General features: G+C 60.9%; 16 protein-coding genes. 7 read left to right on the top strand and 9 right to left on the bottom strand.

Annotation, left to right across the window (positions count from 1 at the left end):
* Positions 1-134 precede the first annotated feature (134 nt).
* From ACSQ20_RS14435 to ACSQ20_RS14405, 7 genes are all read right to left on the bottom strand, one after another.
* Positions 135-611 (bottom strand): diacylglycerol kinase, encoded by a 477-nt coding sequence (locus ACSQ20_RS14435; RefSeq protein WP_436021041.1) that lies wholly within the window; start codon positions 609-611, stop codon positions 135-137.
* On the bottom strand, positions 608-1,639 hold the full coding sequence (locus ACSQ20_RS14430) for a glycosyltransferase family 4 protein (protein WP_436021039.1): 1,032 nt from the start codon (positions 1,637-1,639) through the stop codon (positions 608-610). The genes ACSQ20_RS14435 and ACSQ20_RS14430 overlap by 4 nt, the downstream gene beginning before the upstream one ends.
* Before the next feature lie 39 nt (positions 1,640-1,678).
* The gene (locus tag ACSQ20_RS14425; RefSeq protein WP_436021037.1) at positions 1,679-2,614 is read right to left on the bottom strand and encodes a UDP-2,3-diacylglucosamine diphosphatase; all 936 of its coding nucleotides are present in this window, start codon (positions 2,612-2,614) and stop codon (positions 1,679-1,681) included.
* A gap of 93 nt (positions 2,615-2,707) precedes the next feature.
* Positions 2,708-3,262: an RDD family protein gene (locus tag ACSQ20_RS14420; protein ID WP_436021035.1), complete on the bottom strand. Its 555-nt coding sequence runs from the start codon at positions 3,260-3,262 to the stop codon at positions 2,708-2,710.
* Positions 3,263-3,347: 85 nt separating this feature from the next.
* Positions 3,348-4,097 (bottom strand): DUF3106 domain-containing protein, encoded by a 750-nt coding sequence (locus ACSQ20_RS14415; RefSeq protein ID WP_436021033.1) that lies wholly within the window; start codon positions 4,095-4,097, stop codon positions 3,348-3,350.
* A gap of 25 nt (positions 4,098-4,122) precedes the next feature.
* Positions 4,123-4,554, bottom strand: a complete 432-nt coding sequence (locus tag ACSQ20_RS14410) for a DUF3619 family protein (protein WP_436021031.1) — start codon at positions 4,552-4,554, stop codon at positions 4,123-4,125.
* On the bottom strand, positions 4,551-5,114 hold the full coding sequence (locus ACSQ20_RS14405) for an RNA polymerase sigma factor (protein WP_436023120.1): 564 nt from the start codon (positions 5,112-5,114) through the stop codon (positions 4,551-4,553). Before ACSQ20_RS14405 ends, ACSQ20_RS14410 begins: the two co-directional genes overlap by 4 nt.
* A gap of 380 nt (positions 5,115-5,494) precedes the next feature.
* Between ACSQ20_RS14405 and ACSQ20_RS14400 the strand changes: the two genes are divergently transcribed.
* From ACSQ20_RS14400 to pssA, 5 genes are all read left to right on the top strand, one after another.
* Positions 5,495-7,258, top strand: a complete 1,764-nt coding sequence (locus ACSQ20_RS14400) for an acetolactate synthase 3 catalytic subunit (RefSeq protein ID WP_436023118.1) — start codon at positions 5,495-5,497, stop codon at positions 7,256-7,258.
* A 31-nt stretch (positions 7,259-7,289) separates the two neighbouring features.
* Positions 7,290-7,781, top strand: a complete 492-nt coding sequence (gene ilvN / locus ACSQ20_RS14395) for an acetolactate synthase small subunit (protein WP_436021029.1) — start codon at positions 7,290-7,292, stop codon at positions 7,779-7,781.
* An 81-nt stretch (positions 7,782-7,862) separates the two neighbouring features.
* On the top strand, positions 7,863-8,879 hold the full coding sequence (ilvC, locus tag ACSQ20_RS14390) for a ketol-acid reductoisomerase (protein ID WP_436021027.1): 1,017 nt from the start codon (positions 7,863-7,865) through the stop codon (positions 8,877-8,879).
* A gap of 137 nt (positions 8,880-9,016) precedes the next feature.
* On the top strand, positions 9,017-9,655 hold the full coding sequence (locus ACSQ20_RS14385; protein ID WP_436021025.1) for a phosphatidylserine decarboxylase: 639 nt from the start codon (positions 9,017-9,019) through the stop codon (positions 9,653-9,655).
* Between the two features lie 24 nt (positions 9,656-9,679).
* Complete coding sequence (gene pssA / locus ACSQ20_RS14380) at positions 9,680-10,567, top strand: CDP-diacylglycerol--serine O-phosphatidyltransferase (protein WP_436021023.1); 888 nt, start codon at positions 9,680-9,682, stop codon at positions 10,565-10,567.
* A gap of 65 nt (positions 10,568-10,632) precedes the next feature.
* Here the strand turns inward: pssA and ACSQ20_RS14375 are convergent, their stop codons facing one another.
* A complete protein-coding gene (locus ACSQ20_RS14375) occupies positions 10,633-11,259 on the bottom strand; it encodes a hypothetical protein (RefSeq protein WP_436021021.1) in 627 nt (208 codons plus the stop codon).
* 508 nt (positions 11,260-11,767) lie between these two features.
* On the opposite strand from ACSQ20_RS14375, the gene ACSQ20_RS14370 reads away from it, so the two are divergent.
* Positions 11,768-13,312, top strand: a complete 1,545-nt coding sequence (locus ACSQ20_RS14370) for a 2-isopropylmalate synthase (RefSeq protein ID WP_436021019.1) — start codon at positions 11,768-11,770, stop codon at positions 13,310-13,312.
* Positions 13,313-13,759: 447 nt separating this feature from the next.
* Here the strand turns inward: ACSQ20_RS14370 and ACSQ20_RS14365 are convergent, their stop codons facing one another.
* Entirely contained in the window at positions 13,760-14,956 is a 1,197-nt protein-coding gene (locus tag ACSQ20_RS14365; RefSeq protein ID WP_436021017.1) for an EAL domain-containing protein, read from the bottom strand.
* Positions 14,957-15,563: 607 nt separating this feature from the next.
* On the opposite strand from ACSQ20_RS14365, the gene ACSQ20_RS14360 reads away from it, so the two are divergent.
* Positions 15,564-15,893 (top strand): hypothetical protein, encoded by a 330-nt coding sequence (locus ACSQ20_RS14360; RefSeq protein ID WP_436021015.1) that lies wholly within the window; start codon positions 15,564-15,566, stop codon positions 15,891-15,893.

Below are 15,893 nucleotides of genomic sequence, written 5' to 3'. Positions count from 1 at the left end.
TCTGCCCGGCTTTGGTTATATGTCTCGGTTATTGTGGGCCGATTATAAACCGGTCGTTCTCTTTCTCGACCGGTCCTGGGGTTTTCATGGATTAGTACGATCGTTCGCAACGCCGTGCCGCGCCGAACTGCGGTTTAGCCGATCAATCGGGCAACCCACGCGGCAACGAGGGGCCCGGCGAGGAGTCCCCACGTCAGCGCGCATACGAGCAGCGCAACCGTTACGGCCGCGCTGCCGAGGTCTTTGGCGCGACGCGAGAGCTCGTGACGCTCGAGCGAGATGCGGTCGATGGCCGCCTCGACGCTCGAATTCAGCAACTCCACAATCAGAACGAGCAATACTGAGCCGATCAACAGCACGTGCGACACCGCGTCCACCGGAACGAGCACGCCCGCCGGCACGAGCAAGGCGGCGAGTGTCAGTTCCTGGCGAAACGCGCTTTCCTCGCGAATGGCGACGCGAAACCCGTTGACCGAATTCTTGAGCGCATGCCATGCACGCGTGACGCCGCGGTTGCCCTTGTAGGGGTTGAACGGCGGCGGCGCGAGCGGATCGTCGGGGCCGAGCGGCTCGTGCGGCTCGTGTTGCGTGAGCGGGTCGTCGCGTTTCATGCGGCGGCACTTTCCTCGCGCCGAAGCACTGGTGTGAGCGGCTTCAAATGCGTGGCGAACTGCTCGGATGCCGCGCGCCACGAGAACCGTTCTGCCCAGGCACGTGCATCGGCGCGTTCGATCTTCAGCGCATCGAGGCAGGCTTCGCGCAGGTCTTCGTTCATCGCACCGGCGGGGCCGTCGGCGAGCACGTCGATCGGCCCGGTGACCGGATACGCGGCCACCGGTGTGCCGCACGCGAGTGCTTCGAGCAGCACCAGACCGAACGTATCGGTGCGGCTCGGAAAGACGAAGACGTCGGCTGCCGCATAGACCTTTGCCAATTCCGCTTGCGTCAGCACACCGAGATAGTTGACTTCGGGATAGCGCGATTTGAGCTCGGCTGACGCCGGCCCTTCGCCGGCCACCCACTTCGAGCCGGGCAAATCGAGCTTCAAAAACGCCTCGACGTTTTTCTCGATGGCAACTCGCCCGACGTAGAGGAAGATCGGCCTGGCCGTGTTGAGCACCTTCGACTCCATCGGATGGAAGATCTCCAGGTCGACGCCGCGGCTCCAGAGCACGACATTCGTGAAGCCGTAACGTTCGAGGTCCGCCTTCACCACGGGCGTGGGCGCCATCACCGCGAGCGAAGGCCCATGGAACCAGCGCAAGAAGCGATACGTGAGCGCGGCGGGCAGCGCGAAGCGTGCCTCCACATACTCGGGAAAGCGTGTGTGGTAGGCGGTAGTGAACGGCAGCCCGTGCTTGATGGCGTACCGGCGCGCGGCAAGGCCGAGCGGGCCTTCGGTGGCGATATGCAGCGCATCGGGCGCGAACTCGTCGATACGCGCATGCAGGCGTCGACGCGGAAAGAGCGACAGGCGGATCTCCGGATAAGTCGGGCACGGCAGCGTGCGAAACTCGAGCGGTGTGAGCAGCTCGACGCGATGGCCGAGCGCGGTCAACTCGCGCGTGGTGTTCTTGAGCGTGCGGACGACGCCGTTGACCTGCGGTTGCCACGCGTCGGTCACGATCATGATTTTCATGCGAAAGTCTCCGGTGCTGTCAGTCGTGCTGTAGTGGGTTCAAGCCGTTGCTTTGGCTTTGCGCGATTGGGCTTGCGGCGAGCGCAGGACGGTCCAATAAACCACCTGCAACTCGCCCTCCATCGTTTCGACCAGCGCCGACAAGCTCTCGACCCAGTCACCGTCGTTGCAATAGAGCACGCCGTCCACGTCTCGAATCTCGGCTTTATGGATGTGACCGCAGACGACGCCGTCGCAGCCGCGCCGCCTTGCCTCGTCAGCCATCACGTGCTCGAACGACGAGATGAAGCTGACCGCGTTTTTGACTTGATGTTTGAGGTACTGCGAGAGCGACCAGTACTGAAAGCCGAAGCGGCTGCGCGCGCGATTGAACCAGCGGTTGAGCACGAGAATGGCGGTATAGGCGGTGTCGCCGAGGTAGGCGAGCCACTTGGCGTGCTGAATCACGCCGTCGAACAGGTCGCCGTGCACGATCCACAGACGTTTGCCCGAAAGCGTCGTATGGAAGGCTTCGCCGCGCACGTGGATATCGCCGAAGGCGAGGTCGCAGAACTGACGCGCGCCTTCATCGTGGTTGCCGGGAATGTAGGTGACTTGCGTGCCCTTGCGCGCTTTGCGCAGGATCTTCTGCACGACGTCGTTGTGTGCTTGCGGCCAGTACCAGCCTTTTTTCAGCTGCCAGCCGTCGATGATATCGCCGACGAGATACAGATATTCCGAGTCGTTATGGCGCAGAAAATCGAGCAGATAGTTTGCCTGGCAGCCGCTCGAACCGAGGTGAATGTCGGAAAGCCAGATGGTCCGATATCGATGCGGCTGATCGGTATCGTCGTCATCGCGAGGGTCGACGTCCCTTGCGCGCGCCGTCTCGTGCGTTGGCGGCGAAACGCCGGGGGCGGCGGGATGAAAGGGTACGGCCTCGATCGTTGCGCCGAGCTGCCGAAGAAGGGAAGTCGCGGCCGTCGTGCGGTCCATGGCTTCTCGCGTCGAGTTGGACATTCGCCCATTGCGCCACGCGAGCGTGACTGCAACATGACAGTCACGCGAATTTCTTTTTACGGCTTAAGGTTACGAAGCGGGGGCGCTGGCTGTGTCGGGTACGGCTGCAACGGCAACGAGCCGTGTGCCGGCAAGCCGATCATGCGGAAACTGGCGGGCAGGGTCGAACCGGGCGGCAGCGGCCCAGAGCACGAACCAGACGAGCGCGACGACGAGCGTCACCGGCAACGGCAGATGCAGCAGCGGATGTAGCGCAAGCGGCGGCAAAAACCAAAGCCAGGCGAGCAGGTAACGCGCAATGGCACGTGCGGGGCGCACGGGCGCCCCGAGCGGCCCGACGACGCGTAACCGCCAGGTTTTCATCGGCAGCGTCTGGCCGCCGTGCGTCCAGCACCAGACGAAATAGACCCCAACCACGAGCGCGATCCATGCATCGAGCAAGTTGCGATGCGTGAGCCCGCTGCGTTGCTGGGTCAACGTGCCGAACAAATAGCCAGCGAAAAACACGATGCCAAAGAGAATCAGCCCTTCGTAAAGGAGCGAGGCAAGCCGGCGGCGCACACTCGGCGGCGTCGGCGCGGCATCGTCATGGGCCGTTTGGGGGGTATCAGCGGACGCATTCATGCGATCAGTCCGTCTCTGTCAGCGTCAATCATTGTTGATCGACGAATCGGGGGATCGGACATGGGGGCGAGGGCTGCAAAACGCATCACGCACCGCGAAAGACCGAAGGCGCTTCGGAGGGGGAGAGCGGCGTCGGGGCGACGGGCGGGCTGCCTGCCGGCGCCGACGCGGGCGGTTGCGCCGGCGCCGCGCCCGACGCCGTGCCGGCAGCGCTTGCTGCCGCGCCGCTGCTGGCTGCGGGCCCGGCATCCGCCAGCCGGTTCAGACCGTGAATTTCATTTTTCAGCCCGGAAGGCGGGGCGCTGACGACGGTCGGCCGCCGCTTGCGTTCGAGCGCTGCCAAGTGTGCCTTTTGCTCGGGGGTGAGTTCCTGATAGGCCTTCCATGCCTTCTGGCGAGCCTGCGGAGGCAGGACTTTCGAGACCTGATAGTTCTCGCGTGCGACGCGCCGCTGCTCGGGCGTCATGCCGACCCACTCCTGCATCCGTTCGTGCAGCCTTTTTTGCGCTTCTGGCGACATCTTCGCGAAACGCGATGCGATCTTGATCCATTTACGCTTTCGCTCGTCGCTAAACCTGTCCCACTCGGTGGCGAACGGAGCCAGTGCGGCGTGTTGCTGCGAGCTCAAATGAGCCCACGACAACGGATTGTTGTCGACAACCAGCGGGGCCAGATCGATGGAGAGCGTCGCGGGCGAAGACGGCGCGCTCGCGGGGGCCGCGCCAACCCGACTGACCGGCGCCTCGCCGAAAAAGCGTGGGTAGGTTGCGGCGAACACGACCGCTGATGCGATGGCACACGCGAAAACGACGGCCAAGCCGCGCTTGTAGCTCACCCCGATATCCTCCTGCGCATGCTAGTCAGCGTGCACGCGACAGATACGCGTTGAACCCGTGATCCAGATACGCGTTGAGCGGAAGATCGTCGTTCAGCATGGCCGCGTCGATATCGGCCAATTCGGCTGCGCGCTGCAGGTTTTCCCAATAAGCGATGACGGCGACACTGGCCACGAGGACCACGACGGGCCACACGCGCATGAAGCGGCGCAGCGGCGTGACGGGACGTTCCGGGCGTTCGCGGCTGGCGTCGCGCGGTACTGCGCCGGCATGGGCGAGCACCGGCGCGAACGCCGCGGCGGCGACGGTCTCGGGTTTTTTGCGCGCGAGCGCCACGCGCCGCGCGGCGGCGAGCCGGTCGACGGCCGAAGCGGGCAAGCGAGCGGCGTTCTCGTCGAGCGCGCGACACAGCTTGTGCGCGAAATCGAGTTCGGTGGTTTCGGGGGCGGAGCTCATAGCGTAATTCCTTTGGCCTTGAGCGCAACCGCGAGCGTATGCGTGGCCCGGGAACAGTGCGTCTTGACACTGCCTTCGGAGCACCCCATTGCGGCGGCAGTCTCGGCTACATCCATATCTTCCCAATAACGCATGAGAAACGCCTCCCGTTGACGTGCCGGTAACTTTTGGATCTCTTTGTCGATCAGCGCCAGCACCTGCTCGCGTTCGAGCTTTTGCTCGCTGCTCTCCGAGCCGCTCTTGTGCTCCAGCCCTTCGATGGTCTCGAGCGGGTCGAATTCGTCGTCGTCGGCGTTGCTGAACGACGAGAACAAACTCACCCAGGTATTGCGTACTTTCTGCCGACGAAAATAATCGTGCATGGCATTTTGCAGAATACGCTGAAACAGCAGGGTGAGCTCGGCAATAGGCCGATCGCCGTATTTTTCGGCGAGCTTGATCATCGCGTCCTGCACGATGTCGAGGGCGGCATCGTCGTCGCGCACAGCGTAGACGGTCTGCTTGAACGCGCGTCTTTCGATGCTCGTCAGGAAGTCAGCGAGTTCCTTGTCTGATGCCATCCCTGGGAACGCGGCGCCAAGCGCGCGCACGTCGTTGTAATCGATTGAAAAATGTCGCAAAACCCGCCGATGCTAGCAAACTTTCGAGACAAATGGGGCGCCAAAGGCGGCTCGCGGTGGTTCTGTCGTCGTTTTGCGGCTGCATTCGGGGCGCATTCCGGGTCAGTTCCCGCTGCATCTATCGTGCCAGATTGCGAATTTTCGCTTGACCGCAGCAGCGCCAGCAGCTAACTTCTCCGGTTCGCAACATACGTGACCTGTCTTTTTGGGGCGGACCCATGAAGTCCGCCAGTCAAACTGGACGCGCCGCTTGAACCCGAGCCATAAGCCCGGCAGAGAGCACCCGATCAATTTTTTGCCGAAAATTCGAAAGGTGAATGATGAACATGCCCAGCGCGGAATTCTCCACGTCGGATACCACGCCTTCCCATGAAGCCTCGTCAATAGGCGCCACCGTGCTGATGCGCGCGCTGGCCGACGAAGGCGTCGAAGTGCTGTGGGGCTATCCCGGCGGCGCAGTGCTTTACATCTACGACGAACTCTACAAGCAGGACAAAGTCCAGCACGTGCTCGTGCGTCACGAGCAAGCCGCGGTGCACGCGGCCGATGGCTATGCGCGCTCCACCGGCAAAGTCGGTGTGTGTCTCGTGACGTCCGGCCCCGGCGTGACGAACGCCGTGACGGGCATCGCCACCGCCTATATGGACTCGATCCCGCTTGTCATCATCAGCGGCCAGGTGCCCACGGCCGCCATCGGCCAGGACGCCTTTCAGGAGTGCGATACCGTTGGCATCACGCGTCCGTGCGTGAAGCACAACTTCCTCGTGAAGGACGTTCGCGAACTCGCCGTCACGGTCAAGAAAGCGTTCTATATCGCGCGCACGGGTCGGCCCGGCCCGGTACTCATCGATATCCCGAAAGACATCTCGAAGCACGCTTGCCAATACGAGCCCGTCAAGAGTGTGTCGCTTCGTTCGTACAACCCGGTGACGAAGGGCCATTCGGGGCAGATTCGCAAGGCGGTCTCGCTGCTGTTATCTGCCAAGCGCCCGTACATCTACACTGGCGGCGGCATCGTGCTGGCCGATGCGGCGCGCGAGTTGAATCAGTTTGCCGACCTGCTCGGCTATCCGGTCACGAACACGCTGATGGGCCTGGGCGGCTACCGTGCGAGCGATAAAAAGTTCCTGGGCATGCTCGGCATGCACGGCACCTACGAAGCCAATATGGCGATGCAGCACTGCGACGTGCTGATCGCCATCGGTGCGCGCTTTGACGACCGCGTGATTGGCGATCCGCAGCATTTCTCGTCGCGTCCGCGCAAGATCGTTCATATCGATATCGATCCTTCCTCGATCAGCAAGCGCGTGAAGGTCGATATTCCGATCGTCGGCGACGTGAAGGAAGTGCTGAAGGAACTCATCGAGCAGTTGCAGCACGCCGAGCACGGTCCCGACACCCAGGCGCTGGCCGAATGGTGGAAAGAGATCGAAGGCTGGCGCGCGAAGGATTGCCTCAAGTACGACCGCGAAAGCACGATCATCAAGCCGCAGTATGTCGTCGAAAAACTGTGGGAGCTGACTGACGGCAACGCCTTCGTCTGTTCCGACGTCGGACAGCACCAGATGTGGGCCGCGCAGTTCTATCGCTTCGACAAACCGCGCCGCTGGATCAACTCGGGCGGCCTCGGCACGATGGGCTTCGGGCTGCCGGCGGCGATGGGCGTCAAGATGGCTCACCCCGATGCCGAGGTGGCCTGCATCACGGGCGAGGGTTCGATCCAGATGTGCATTCAGGAGCTGTCGACCTGCAAGCAGTACGACACGCCGATCAAGATCATCTCGCTCAACAACCGCTACCTGGGCATGGTTCGCCAGTGGCAGCAGATCGAATATAGCCAGCGTTATTCGCATTCCTACATGGATGCGCTGCCTGACTTCGTGAAGCTGGCCGAGGCCTATGGGCATGTCGGCATTCGCGTCGAGAAATCGGCGGATGTCGAACCCGCATTGAAGGAGGCGCTGCGTCTCAAGGATCGCACCGTGTTTCTCGATTTCCAGACCGATCCGACCGAAAACGTCTGGCCGATGGTTCAAGCCGGCAAGGGCATCAGCGAGATGCTGCTGGGCGCCGAGGACCTCTAACGAGACACGGACGATAAACGGGAAACACGACATGAGACACATCATCTCCGTCTTGCTGGAAAACGAACCGGGTGCGCTCTCGCGTGTCGTCGGTCTTTTTTCGGCACGCGGCTACAACATCGAAACCTTGACGGTGGCGCCGACCGAAGATCAATCGTTATCGCGCCTGACCATTGTTTCCATCGGCTCCGATGACGTGATCGAACAGATCACGAAGCACTTGAATCGCCTGATCGAGGTGGTGAAGGTGGTCGATTTGACCGAAGGCGCGCATATCGAGCGCGAGCTGATGCTGATCAAGGTAAGAGCAGTCGGCAAGGAGCGGGAAGAGATGAAGCGGATGGCGGACATTTTCCGCGGCCGCATCATCGACGTGACCGAAAAGACCTACACGATCGAGCTGACAGGTGCGAGCGACAAGCTCGATGCCTTCATCGGAGGGCTCGATACCACGGTGATTCTCGAGACGGTCCGCACGGGCAGCTCGGGAATCGGCCGCGGCGAGCGCATCCTCAAGGTGTGAGCGCCGCTTTGACCGGCGCCTCGTCTACGAGCCGGGGTGCCCCCAAGAATTTCATTGAATCGATTACGCGAAGGAACCAACATGAAAGTTTTCTACGATAAAGACGCCGACCTCTCCCTGATCAAGGGCAAAGACGTCACGATCATCGGCTACGGCTCGCAAGGCCATGCCCACGCGCTGAACCTGAAAGACAGCGGCGTGCGCGTGACGGTGGGCTTGCGCCGCGACGGTGCATCGTGGAAGAAGGCGGAAGGCGCTGGCCTGACGGTCAAGGAAGTGGCGGAAGCGGTGAAGGGCGCCGATGTCGTCATGATGCTGTTGCCCGACGAGCAGATCGCCGAAGTCTATAAAAACGAAGTCCATGCCAACGCCAAGCAAGGCGCGGCGCTGGCGTTCGCACACGGCTTTAACGTTCACTACGGCCAGGTCATTCCGCGTGCCGATCTCGACGTCATCATGATTGCCCCGAAAGCACCGGGCCACACGGTGCGCGGCACGTATTCGCAAGGCGGCGGTGTGCCGCACCTGATCGCCGTGGCACAAGACAAGTCGGGCGCGGCGCGCGATATCGCGCTCTCGTACGCAGCGGCGAACGGCGGCGGCCGTGCCGGCATCATCGAAACAAACTTCCGCGAAGAGACCGAAACGGACCTCTTCGGCGAGCAAGCCGTGCTGTGCGGCGGCACTGTCGAGCTGATCAAGGCCGGCTTCGAGACGTTGGTTGAAGCCGGTTATGCGCCCGAGATGGCCTACTTCGAATGCTTGCACGAGCTCAAGCTGATCGTCGATCTGATCTATGAAGGCGGCATCGCCAACATGAATTACTCGATCTCCAACAACGCCGAATACGGCGAGTACGTGACCGGCCCGCGTGTCGTCACGGAAGAGACGAAGAAGGTCATGAAGGACGTCCTCAAAGACATCCAAACCGGCGAATACGCCAAGAGCTTCATCCTCGAGAACCGCGCCGGTGCGCCGACGCTGCAATCGCGTCGCCGTCTGATGGGCGAGCACCAGATCGAGCAAGTCGGCGCGAAGCTGCGCGCGATGATGCCGTGGATCGCGCAGAACAAGCTCGTCGACCAATCGAAGAACTAAGCAAAGCGAACGCTGACGCCGGCCAGCGGTGCATGTGGCCCGGCGCAGCTTGCTCGCACTCGTGAAAGCCGTCCCGCGCGCTCTTGCGCCGGACGGCTTTTGCTATCCTACGGTTTTACAAAAAGACTGAACGACCCATGAATTACCCACATCCGATCATCGCGCGCGAAGGCTGGCCGTTTATTGCGATTGCCGCGGTCGTCGCGCTGTTGATCCATGCGATTGCGGGGTTCGGCCTGGCCTGGCCGTTCTGGCTGCTTCTGATTTTCGTCGTGCAGTTCTTCCGCGATCCGCAGCGCCCGATTCCGAGCGAGCCGAACGCGGTGCTGTGCCCGGCCGATGGCCGCATCGTTGCGGTGGAGACGACGCGCGATCCCTATGCCGATCGGGAGGCGCTCAAGATCAGCGTATTCATGAACGTGTTCAACGTGCATTCGCAACGTTCGCCCGTCGATGGTGCGATTGCGAAGGTCGAGTATTTTCCCGGCGCTTACCTGAACGCGGCAATCGATAAGGCATCGGTCGAAAACGAGCGAAATGCGATCGTGATTCATACGGGCAGCGGGCATACTGTCACGTCCGTGCAGATCGCCGGCCTGATCGCGCGACGCATTCTTTGCTACGTGCGCGCGGGAGAGCCGCTCACGCGTGGCCAGCGCTACGGCTTCATCCGCTTTGGTTCGCGCGTCGATGTCTATTTGCCGCTCGGCAGCCGCGCCAAGGTTTCGATCGGCGAGAAGGTGTATGCCTCCTCGACGATTCTCGCCGAGCTATAAGCCAGGCCTTTCGAGGAGAGTTCGATGGCCGCATTCAAACCGCGTCGCCCGCGTGGCGGCGCTTCGCCGCTGCCGCGGCCTTTTCGCCGGCACAAGGGGATTGCCGCGGATGCCGCGTCGGCGCCCGCGCCGGCCGAGCGTCGGCGTGCCGCGCGCCAGCAGTTCCTGCGCAAACGCGGCATCTACTTGCTGCCCAACGCGTTCACGACGGCCGCGCTCTTTTGCGGGTTTTTCGCCGTCGTGCAGGCGATGAACGTGCGTTTCGAGATTGCAGCGATCGCGATCTTCGTTGCGATGGTGCTCGACGGCATGGACGGTCGCGTGGCGCGTATGACGCACACGCAAAGCGCATTCGGCGAGCAATTCGACAGCTTGTCGGACATGGTGTCGTTCGGCGTGGCGCCGGCGCTCGTCATGTACGAGTGGGTGCTCAAGGACCTCGGGCGCTGGGGCTGGCTTGCCGCGTTCGTTTATTGCTCGGGCGCCGCGTTGCGGCTCGCCCGTTTCAACACGAATATCGGCGTGGTCGATAAGCGGTTTTTCCAGGGGTTGCCGAGCCCGGCGGCGGCGGCGCTGATTGCCGGGTTCGTGTGGCTCGCCACGGACAACCGCGTGCCGCTCAAGCTTGTCTGGCTGCCCTGGGTGGCGTTCGCGCTGGCCGTCTATGCGGGCGTGACGATGGTATCGAACGCGCCGTTTTACAGCGGCAAGGCGCTCGATGTGCGCCACCGCGTGCCGTTCGCCGCGATTTTGCTGGTGGTGATGGCGTTCGTACTCGTCTCGTCGGATCCTCCGCTGATGCTCTTTTTGCTGTTCGTGCTCTACGGCCTTTCGGGCTATGCGTTCTGGGCCTATTTGGCGCTGCGTCGCCGCGCGAACCCAGCGCGCTCGGCGCCGCACGATCATCATTAGCGGCGGGTTTTCCCTCGCGAGGCTGCGGGGAACGCCAATCTCACCGGGCCGTACCCGGAGCGATCTCACTCAACGCGGGGTGGTTCGAGTTGAATCTGATCGCACCCTGAATACGTAAACCAGTAAGGGTTGTCTTCCCACTTCCAAGAGGGGACATCCATCGCCACAATATTGTTACCTTCGTATGTCAATAGGGAAGTGGTTGGATTCCATTCGAACTGTATTTGCATACCTTGCAGGCCTATCCCATACGAAGACGGCATGTGGGAACATTGAACGAGATTCGATGAGACAGGGGCCAGATATTGACCGAAATATGAACTCTCGTCCTTTGCATAGTCGATGCCAATCACGACTCTGAGAGAAAGCGCTGTATTATCGAACTCGAACTGATCTGCGTCGTCAACGTTCGAAGTCAACACAATGAAGCCGTTGTTATCGATCGTCCAGTAGTAATTGTTATCGGTCTTGAGTTTAAAGACATAAGTCGTCATCATGGTCTCCTTGCGATGCTTCCGGTGCGGCGGAATTGTGAGGGAAGTCGCGGCATTGAATATCGATTTAGTGTCGTGAATCGTAGCAATGATTGATTCGCTCGAACTACCAATTTTGCTAGGTTTATCCGAAGGAGCAGGGATATTTTTCGAATAACGCACTATTTGAGATAAATCGAGAAGCGTGGCGCGCTGCATGTAAATTCCCCAAGTATTTCCAGTTGTAATGCGAAATCCGCTGAGAGTTGGCTGACGGCCAAAGCCGCAATGCGCGTAGTGCCGCGGTAATCAAGTTCCGCGGTACGCCGCGGTGTTCCGCATCGCTGACCACCCGCGGCCAGAATGAGCCCGGGTTGCTGACCATGACCGCGCCCTTCGGTTGATGGTAATCCGAGTGACCATCCCCGCCGGTCCGAGTGCCTTCGATTGCCGGTCATCGCGAGGCAACCTACGATCGAGGCGCTTGCCGATTGCACGTTTTTCCGAATGCCGTTATATTCGGCGGCATGTCGAATGCCGCCTTTCCCCGCCTTTCCTTCCTCGCCGGTGCGCCGCTATGCGGCCTAGCACTAGCGTTGGCGCGCCTACCGCGCTGACCGTTTCCGCCCCGTCTGCCTCGTTCGTTATTCGGCGTTGCCAGCGGTGGCGCTGGATTTCCCGCTGAATTGCCTGTTCCGACTGTATATATCGCCCCTGGAGACCCGAGATGGCAGACAAACTGATTATTTTCGACACGACGTTGCGCGATGGCGAGCAGTCGCCGGGTGCGTCGATGACGAAAGAAGAAAAGATTCGCATTGCGAGGCAGCTCGAACGGATGAAGGTCGACGTGATCGAGGCCGGCTTCGCGGCAAGCTCGAACGGTGACTTCGACGCCATCAATGCCATCGCCTCGATCGTGAAAGAGAGCACCGTTTGCTCGCTGGCGCGCGCGAACGACAAAGACATCCAGCGGGCAGCGGATGCGTTGCGTCCGGCGGAACGCTTTCGGATTCACACGTTCATCGCCACTTCGGCTCTGCATATGGAGAAGAAGTTGCGGATGACGCCTGATCAAGTCTACGAACAGGCACGCCTTGCCGTGCGCTTCGCGCGCCAGTTCACCGACGACGTGGAATTCTCGCCCGAAGACGGCAGCCGCACCGATATGGACTTTTTGTGCCGTGTGCTCGAGGCCGTGATCGCCGAAGGGGCCACGACGATCAACATTGCCGACACCGTCGGCTACGGCGTGCCGGAACTCTACGGCAACCTCGTGAAGACGCTGCGCGAGCGCATTCCGAACTCCGATAAGGCCGTGTTCTCGGTGCATTGCCATAACGATCTTGGCATGGCAGTGGCGAACTCGCTGGCGGGCGTGAAGATCGGCGGGGCGCGTCAGGTCGAGTGCACGATCAATGGCTTGGGCGAGCGCGCCGGCAATACCGCGCTCGAAGAAATCGTGATGGCCGTCAGAACGCGCAAGGATTATTTCAACCTTGAACTCGGGCTCGATGCCACACAGATCGTGCCGGCTTCGAAGCTCGTCTCGCAGATCACCGGCTTCGTCGTGCAGCCGAACAAGGCAGTGGTCGGTGCGAACGCCTTCGCTCATGCGTCGGGCATTCACCAGGATGGCGTGTTGAAGGCGCGCGATACGTACGAGATCATGCGCGCCGAAGACGTGGGCTGGTCGGCCAACAAGATCGTGCTGGGCAAGCTGTCGGGCCGCAATGCGTTCAAGCAGCGTTTGCAGGAATTGAACATCGCGCTCGAAAGCGAAGCCGAGGTCAACGCGGCATTTGCGCGCTTCAAAGAACTAGCAGACCGCAAAGCGGAAATCTTCGACGAAGATATCATCGCGATCGTCTCCGAAGAATCGGCGCAGGCGCAGGAGCGTGAACACTTCAAGTTCGTGTCGCTGGCCCAGCGCTCGGAAACGGGTGAGCAGCCGCATGCACGCATCGTGTTGTCGGTCGGCGGCAAGGAACTGGTGGGCGATGCTCACGGCAACGGTCCGGTCGACGCGACGCTCAACGCGATCGAAGAGCGCGCCAGCAGCGGCGCCGAGCTGCTGCTGTACTCCGTCAACGCGATCACAACGGGTACACAGGCGCAAGGCGAGGTAACGGTGCGTTTGTCGAAGAGCGGGCGTATCGTCAACGGCGTCGGCACGGACCCGGACATCGTTGCCGCTTCGGCGAAGGCCTATATTTCGGCGCTCAACAAACTGTACTCGGGCACCGACAAGGTCAACCCGCAGCGTTCGTGAGCGGCGGGCCGTTCGGTAGGTTCGGGGCTTAGAACGAATGGCACTTACTTAAGCCTGAGGCGCATGCCCATATTTTCGGGGTAATCGTTCGATTCGTGCAAAATCTGGCGCTTTGACGTCATGAAACCATACGGACCAGTGGCTTGCGCGATCGCTGATTGCGCGGAAGCCACCGAACCGCAAAGCCTTGCTGCAAGCGGCTCTGCGCGATGCCGCCGCCAGATTTTGCACGGAAAGTACGCCCCCCAATCAGCCTGCGCTTGCCCTCGGCGTCAAACTTCCGCTTGCCCGCGGCGGTCACGCCGGTCACCCGCAGCGGCAAGAAATCAACTTAGTTCTCTGTCATCGATTGAGTCCGCAAGTTGTAGTTGCGGACGCAAGCCCGTGCTCGTTCAGTCGCGAATCTTAGGTGCGCTTAAATTCCCGGAAGTCATACTGACTTACCGATCACGCAATGCTCGGGGTGGGCCTCGGCTTCGAGTGTCCGAATCCCTGTTGAATGTCCACATTGGCGCAATCGAGCAATGCCGCTTCAATGCGGTGCTTTACGCCTTCGGCGGCTACGCGAAGGCCCATTCGATGCATGTCGTCGACGAAGGTGACGAAAGCGTTGAACGCGTCGCGCTGGACCTCCTGGACGTCGCGCCACTGACTGATCGTCAACGGAGCCCACGGATCGTCGATGATTTTCAACTCGCGCTGAAGCATCGGATATTTCGAGAGATTCATGAGCTCCACGTATTCCCGATCGATCTTGACGAGATCGCATAAAGGGGAATGGAGCGGCCCATCGCGCAGGGCGGAGATGTAGAGTCTGGTGTGTCCCAGGTCGTAATCGTCGATTGCGATTTGATGCCCGGCTTCTCGCAACGCGTAGAGCGTGCTCCGCATGCGATGTACATTGGGGAGCGGGCCGGTTTCTGTCACCTCGATCAAGATGCGACGCGTTTCGACACCCGCCTCGGCGATTGCCTTCGCGACCAGCGAGGGCAGTCTCTTATCGTTGAATGCGGTACCTGGCATATTGACCGCCAATGCCGCATCCGGATATCGCGCTGCCGCCTGAGCCGTGATACGCAAAGCGAGCAGCGCCAATTCGACGGGCGCCCACTTTTCGACGGCGGGGATAAACTCCTGCGGCGTATAGTGCGGATGCCGGATCAAAGCCTCGTAATGCGAGACTTTGCGCGCGGAGGTCGGATGGCCGGGCGCGCTCGGCTTGTTGTATAGCGGCTGGAAACGCATCGAGAAGTGTTCGGCGGCTTCTTCCTGCTGCAACCACTCGGCCACGGCACGTTTCAATTCGCTGTCGCCGGCGACGCCGGTCTCCTCGAGCGATTGCACGACGTCGGCGAAATTCGTCTGCGCCGGGATCGGGACGATTCGATGCGCAGCCAGCGCGAGTGGGCGTCGCGTGTCAGCGGCATGATTTTGCGAGGCGGTGATGACAGGGAGAGCGGGTGTCGAAGACCGTCTGCCGTACTCGTGCGTGCAAGAAGGCTCGAAGGCACTCAACGCTTGAAGTACCGTCGCCCTCGCTCCGATATCGCTGCGCAAGGCTGCGCGTTCGATTTCGGGCGGCTCGCCAGCAGGGGCAAACGGTAGATAAGAGGATAAACCTAGCTTGTTGTAAAAGCGGATCATCAGTATTTTTGAAAGCTCGTTGCCTCGAACGCAACGCTAAGCGCTTGACGGGAGTTTGTTCGATCGATCGCGAAGGAGTGCTCTTCGAAGCGAAACCAATGATGCGGCAGTGCAGCGATTTTTCGGCGGCTCTCTCGCTTTCTTTGCTTATTGTTGGGGTTCGTAAATTCTGCTAGCCGTGATCACAAAATATGCTAGCGAGAAATCTCCGCAAACTATTGATCTACATGTGATTTCCGTTGCTCACGTGTCGCTCGCGCCGTAGCGATTCAGCAACATTTCCGTCGGGCCGTTGACTTGCTAGCGGCCGAACTGTCGTCTTAAATTCCGCTATCAACACTTTCTTTCGGAGACGCTATGTCACTGTCGGCTACCGCTAGATCGAGATCGCGCGCGTGCTCCACCCGCTAGGTACCAAGCCGATGACGCGTCTGCAGGCTGCGATGGCCCTGTCTGCCATTCGCGTCAAACCATCGGCACCACAGCCGATGCTAGCGAATTTCGTGCGCACCGCCAGCGGGTTTCGTGATCATGGCTAGCAGAATTTGCGAACCTCAACAACAGCAGCGGGATGAAGTTTGGCCGGGCCAGCGAATGGCATCGGCAAATGTACGGCCGCGATGCGCGCCAGACGCCGTGGCGCAAGATGCATCTGTCGATCGATCCGGAGATGAATGTCCACCAGATCGCGATCATCGAGGATCACGCCTTTGACGAGGCGAGTCTGGATGCGGTGCTGGCGGTCGACGTGAACGTCGACTGCGTGATCGCAGACGGCGCGTATTACAGCATTGCGCAGACCGGGGCGTGGTCAGCCTGCGGCGTGCTGCCGGTGACTCCACCACCGGCCAATGCGGTTGTTCATGACCAGCCGGCGACACGCTGGCACGACCATCTCGTTTGGTACATCAAGAGTCGCAGCAGCGCGAGGGCGTGA

Source organism: Trinickia sp. LjRoot230 (assembly GCF_964253315.1).
Taxonomy (GTDB): domain Bacteria; phylum Pseudomonadota; class Gammaproteobacteria; order Burkholderiales; family Burkholderiaceae; genus Trinickia.
The sequence above is the reverse complement of the archived record's forward strand: the minus strand, read 5'-3'. Positions and strand labels throughout refer to the sequence as shown.

Coding starts and splice junctions, on each gene's coding strand:
- ACSQ20_RS14435 (WP_436021041.1), bottom strand. CDS start 611: ATGAAACGCGACGACCCGCTCACGCAACACGAGCCGCACGAGCCGCTC.
- ACSQ20_RS14430 (WP_436021039.1), bottom strand. CDS start 1,639: ATGAAAATCATGATCGTGACCGACGCGTGGCAACCGCAGGTCAACGGC.
- ACSQ20_RS14425 (WP_436021037.1), bottom strand. CDS start 2,614: ATGGACCGCACGACGGCCGCGACTTCCCTTCTTCGGCAGCTCGGCGCA.
- ACSQ20_RS14420 (WP_436021035.1), bottom strand. CDS start 3,262: ATGAATGCGTCCGCTGATACCCCCCAAACGGCCCATGACGATGCCGCG.
- ACSQ20_RS14410 (WP_436021031.1), bottom strand. CDS start 4,554: ATGAGCTCCGCCCCCGAAACCACCGAACTCGATTTCGCGCACAAGCTG.
- ACSQ20_RS14405 (WP_436023120.1), bottom strand. CDS start 5,114: ATGGCATCAGACAAGGAACTCGCTGACTTCCTGACGAGCATCGAAAGA.
- ACSQ20_RS14400 (WP_436023118.1), top strand. CDS start 5,495: ATGAACATGCCCAGCGCGGAATTCTCCACGTCGGATACCACGCCTTCC.
- ilvN (WP_436021029.1), top strand. CDS start 7,290: ATGAGACACATCATCTCCGTCTTGCTGGAAAACGAACCGGGTGCGCTC.
- ilvC (WP_436021027.1), top strand. CDS start 7,863: ATGAAAGTTTTCTACGATAAAGACGCCGACCTCTCCCTGATCAAGGGC.
- ACSQ20_RS14385 (WP_436021025.1), top strand. CDS start 9,017: ATGAATTACCCACATCCGATCATCGCGCGCGAAGGCTGGCCGTTTATT.
- pssA (WP_436021023.1), top strand. CDS start 9,680: ATGGCCGCATTCAAACCGCGTCGCCCGCGTGGCGGCGCTTCGCCGCTG.
- ACSQ20_RS14375 (WP_436021021.1), bottom strand. CDS start 11,259: ATGCAGCGCGCCACGCTTCTCGATTTATCTCAAATAGTGCGTTATTCG.
- ACSQ20_RS14370 (WP_436021019.1), top strand. CDS start 11,768: ATGGCAGACAAACTGATTATTTTCGACACGACGTTGCGCGATGGCGAG.
- ACSQ20_RS14365 (WP_436021017.1), bottom strand. CDS start 14,956: ATGATCCGCTTTTACAACAAGCTAGGTTTATCCTCTTATCTACCGTTT.
- ACSQ20_RS14360 (WP_436021015.1), top strand. CDS start 15,564: ATGTACGGCCGCGATGCGCGCCAGACGCCGTGGCGCAAGATGCATCTG.